This is a genomic window from uncultured Methanobrevibacter sp. (assembly GCF_902771435.1).
In the GTDB taxonomy this organism is placed as follows: Archaea; Methanobacteriota; Methanobacteria; order Methanobacteriales; family Methanobacteriaceae; genus Methanocatella.
The window spans coordinates 1-4426 of record NZ_CACXXB010000080.1 but is presented as its reverse complement, the minus strand read 5'-3'; the positions used below and the strand labels follow the sequence as shown (position 1 = coordinate 4426).

Below are 4426 nucleotides of genomic sequence, written 5' to 3'. Positions count from 1 at the left end.
ATTAGAAGATAAACAAAAATTAAATCATAAATATTTAATTGGATATTAGGTGTAGTAAATGGCTAATTATCATGACGAAATTTTAAACTTTGAAAAAATCGCAAAAGAACATACTGAATATATGAGAAACAGTATTAATATGATTGCTTCTGAAAATGTAACCAGTTTGGAAGTAACTGAAGCTGTTGCAACTGATTTTGCTCACAGATATGCTGAAGGACAGGCATTTCAAAGGCTTTACGAAGGATGTCAATACATAGATTTGATTGAAGATAAAACCAAAAAACTTTCCTGTGAAGTCTATGACTGTGATTATGCAAATGTTCAACCAGTTTCAGGAGTAACAGCAAATCTTGCAGCTTTCTTTGGTTTTTCAAAACCTGGTGATAAAGTAATGGCTTTGGAAGTACCGTCCGGAGGACACATTTCCCACGCTGATGTAAGTGCTGCAGGTATTCATGGTCTAAAGACTGTTTTCCATCCATTGGATAAAAATATCATGAACATTGATGTTGATGCAATGAACAAAAAGATATTGGAAGAAAAACCAAAAATAGTTTTATTCGGTGGAAGCTTATTCTTATTCCCTCATCCTATTAAGGAAGCTCGTGAAGCAGCTGATGAGGTTGGAGCTACTATCATGTACGATGGAGCTCACGTTTTAGGTCTTATTGCAGGAGGACAATTCCAGCAACCTTTAAAAGAAGGGGCAGATGTAATGATGGGAAGTACACACAAGACATTCCCTGGCCCTCAAGGAGGAATTATTCTCTCACACAAAGAAAATGAACATATCATTGACAATGCAGTATTCCCTGGTGTTGTAAGTAACCACCATTTACACCACTTGCTCGGTTTAGGTATTGCAACCGCAGAAATGTTGGAATTCGGTGAAGCTTATGCAAAACAAATAATTAAAAATGCACAGGCATTAGGTCAGGCATTGTATGAAAGAGGATTCAATGTATTATGCGAAGACTTAGGATTCACAAAATCCCACCAGATTGCCGTTGACTTAACCAACATCAGATCCGCTTCTGATATCGCAAAAGAATTGGCAGACAATAATGTAATTCTTAACAAAAACCTCCTGCCTGGAGATAACCGTGACAATTCCGATGATCCGTCAGGTATCCGTATAGGTACTCAGGAAATTACCAGAAGAGGTTTAAAAGAAAAAGAAATGGATGAAGTTGCTGAATTCATTAAACGTGTAGCTGTAGATAAAGAAGATATTGCTGATGAAGTTGCTGAATTCATGAACCAATACACAAAACTTGATTACGCATTTTCAGACAGAGAAGCTTATCAATATCACAGATTAGATTAAAATGAGAATCGCATTTGCATTTACTGGAGCTGGTCATTTACTTCGTGAATCTGTTCAGTTGGCCGAAAAACTGGCCGGTGAACATGAAGTCACAATATTTTTGTCAGGCGCTGCTGAAGAAGTTCTAAAAATGTATGGACTTTATGAACGTGTTGAACGTTTAACAGGCGGTAAATATCGTGAATTAGCCACAGATTCAAACCAAAAATTTTCATATCCAATTACAGGTCGCCTATCTTTAGGTAAATATGACCTGACAATAGTTTCACCAGCTACAGCAAATACAGTTTCAAAGATTGTCTATGGAATAGCTGACACATTGGTTACAAATGCTGTTGCACAATCCGGAAAAGGTGCCGTTCCCGTGTATATGGTGCCTGTAGACATCCACCCAGGACCTGTTGATACAGTTCTACCTTCCAAAATTGAACTGTCTAAATGTCAGGATTGTGATGATTGTGTAGCTGCTCTTTCATGTGAACAGGGAGCCATTATCCCCCATTCAGAAATTGACCTTACAAAATGCATCGGTTGTGGATTGTGCAGAAATTCATGTCCATATGATGCAATTTCAGAAGGAAAAATTATTACAATATATATGAGGGATATTGACATTGAAAATACCCGCAAATTGGAAAGCATTGACAATATTCAAATATTTGAAACTCCTGATGAAATACTAGATAAAATCTAGTTCATCTCCTATTCTTATTTTTAACAAATCCTTTTTTGTTTCTAAAATATATTTTGCTTGTTTTTCAGGTTTATAGAATTTCCAAGGTTTTAAACTTGTTTTTTCAAATACCACTTTATTTTTGTCTAAAAAATATACATCAATTTCAAATCTCATAAAATGTGTGTGTATTGATGAGTCTTTGAAGTTTAAGAACAATATTGCAAAGTCAATATCTTTTTTTCCCATCAATCCTTTAAATCGCTTGAAAAATTTATCTGCATATGTCATTTTGATATTAATTAACTCATTGGTTGTTTTATTCAAAATCATGGGTTTATTTTTTTGTTTTTAAGTATTTATAGATTTAATGGCTTGGGATTATTTTTGCATTCGCCTTGTAAAAAAACCGTACAAATAAATTGATTTTTCATGTAAATATTGATTTACTATTGTTTTTTTTATTTGAACAAATAATATTGCTTTAATTGTATAACAAAAGATTTATATTCTTTTAAATTAATAATGAATTTTAAAAATTAATTTTTAGGAGGCAAGTATTTTCATGGAATTTCATGAGGATGTTATATTCAAAAGTCAGGGCCAAGTATATGGGCAGGAACTTATGGATATTATTAATATTGAAGGAAAAATCATTGAAGTCCATCAGACTGAATACGGCATCATAGATTCGAAGATGTACAGGCCAGACATGGTATTTGAACTTGAAGACAGAATAATCATACTTGAATTTCAAAGCACATATGTGGACATTTCAGACAAAAAGAGATTCAGACTATACAGCGCATTATTTGACCATTTGAAAAACAAATCCCAAAAGGACATTGAAGTGCATGTCTTAAGCACTGTTGAGGCTGAAAAGACAAAATGCTATAAAATTAATCCTGATTCAAGTTTTCCGATATACATCCATTCGCTGAAAAGTTATGACGGTGATGAATTTTTAAATATGATTAACACTAAAATATCAAATAATCAACAGTTAAGCGAAAAGGAATTGCTCTTAATAAGCTTGATTTGTTTTATGGAATGTGGTGAATTCTGCTGTTGCTATAACTAATGTTCCTGATTTGGATAAGGACATCGCTCAGTTTGTTAAGGGGGTGGTGTTGATGTTGTGTGATAAGTTTGTTGTGGATGAATCTTTGAATATGACTATTTCAAATTTGGTTGGTGGTAATATGAAGATAGTTGAGGATTATGCTCAAAGAGTAGCACAAAGGAAAGTTGATGAAAAAACTGAAGAAATTGTAATTGAATTGGATAAGGAAGGATATGGAATTGAAGATATTGCAAGAATTGTAAATGTCAGCTTGGATTTTGTTAATCAAACATTATCTAAGTAATTCTTTTTATCATCTGTTTTTCATAAAGTTCCAAATCCATAGGTTTTGGATTTAATATTTCCATTAGTAAAATCTTTAAGGGCAACTTCAAACTCTTCGGCTGAAAATGCTCCTGGAATTATTAGCTTTTCTTCCTTTTCATTTAAAATAAAGCATGGTGTTGATGTGATTCCATTTGAAATAGCCTCATCCATATCAAGGAAAACTTCTATGTTGTAATAATTATTTTCAAGTATTTTTCGGGCTTCGCTTTCATCCAATCCGCATGAAATGGCAATATCGGCTAAAATATTTATATCTGCAATATTTTCGTTTTTAACCAAATTGGAATAAAATATTTTATCTACAATGTCTAAAGTTATTTCAGGATGGTTGCTTTGCACAAATTTTGTTAATCTGAGAGCATCCTTTGAGCTTGTAAGCTTAATGTCTTTGAAATTGATTTTTAATCCGTCATCAAGTGCAATCTTTTCAATTTCTGAAATTCTTTCTGATGCTTCCTCCGGTGAAAGACCATATTTTTCCGCATATCTTTCGGTAATGCTTATGGTAGGCCTTTTTCCTGCTTCAGGTTCAAGTTCGAAAGGTTTCATTTCCCATTCGACATCCAAATCAAGTCTTTTGCAAGCTTTCTTAATTCTTTCAAGTCCGATATAGGAATACGGACAGTTGAAATCAATCAAATATATAATTCTCATTTTTTATCATCTTTTTTCTTAGATTTGCTTTTTTTAGAAATCTTGTATAATTTAATGAAATTATCAATAGTTCTAATAATCGTATTGTACTTTCTATAAAATCCCATGTTATTAGTTAGGTTATTATTTTATATCAACTTTATTTTTTTCATATTATTTTTTAACATAATATTGCTTGATTTTCACAAGACTTCTGTTCTAATTCATGATTTCGCCTTTAATTTATTTTTAAATCTTTTAGATTTTCAAAATATTCAAAAATTACAATAACCTTTATTTATTATCTAAAACAAAAAGATACATATTATAAACTATTACTTTTGAGGAGTTAAAATGCCAATAAAAGAGGCAGATAAAT

The 4426-nt window shown here is 32.2% G+C and carries 6 protein-coding genes; 4 read left to right on the top strand and 2 right to left on the bottom strand.

The features are described 5' to 3' along the window. Nucleotides 1-58: 58 nt before the first annotated feature. Nucleotides 59-1330 carry a serine hydroxymethyltransferase gene (gene glyA, locus QZU83_RS10500; RefSeq protein WP_295611935.1) on the top strand — a complete coding sequence of 424 codons (1272 nt, stop codon included), beginning with the start codon at nt 59-61 and terminating at the stop codon, nt 1328-1330. 1 nt (nt 1331) lies between these two features. Continuing rightward, the gene (locus tag QZU83_RS10495; protein ID WP_295611934.1) at nt 1332-2024 is read left to right on the top strand and encodes a dihydromethanopterin reductase (acceptor); all 693 of its coding nucleotides are present in this window, start codon (nt 1332-1334) and stop codon (nt 2022-2024) included. On the opposite strand, the gene QZU83_RS10490 is transcribed toward QZU83_RS10495, so the two are convergent. Then, nucleotides 2010-2294 (bottom strand): DUF192 domain-containing protein, encoded by a 285-nt coding sequence (locus tag QZU83_RS10490; RefSeq protein WP_295611933.1) that lies wholly within the window; start codon nt 2292-2294, stop codon nt 2010-2012. The genes QZU83_RS10495 and QZU83_RS10490 overlap by 15 nt on opposite strands. Nucleotides 2295-2568: 274 nt before the next feature. On the opposite strand from QZU83_RS10490, the gene QZU83_RS10485 reads away from it, so the two are divergent. Both QZU83_RS10485 and QZU83_RS10480 read left to right on the top strand, forming a co-directional pair. Further along, nucleotides 2569-3084 (top strand): hypothetical protein, encoded by a 516-nt coding sequence (locus QZU83_RS10485; RefSeq protein WP_295611932.1) that lies wholly within the window; start codon nt 2569-2571, stop codon nt 3082-3084. Further along, on the top strand, nt 3059-3370 hold the full coding sequence (locus QZU83_RS10480; protein ID WP_295611931.1) for a hypothetical protein: 312 nt from the start codon (nt 3059-3061) through the stop codon (nt 3368-3370). The genes QZU83_RS10485 and QZU83_RS10480 overlap by 26 nt, the downstream gene beginning before the upstream one ends. A 20-nt stretch (nt 3371-3390) precedes the next feature. Here the strand turns inward: QZU83_RS10480 and QZU83_RS10475 are convergent, their stop codons facing one another. Further along, nucleotides 3391-4068, bottom strand: a complete 678-nt coding sequence (locus QZU83_RS10475) for a DsbA family protein (protein ID WP_295611930.1) — start codon at nt 4066-4068, stop codon at nt 3391-3393. Nucleotides 4069-4426: the final 358 nt, after the last annotated feature.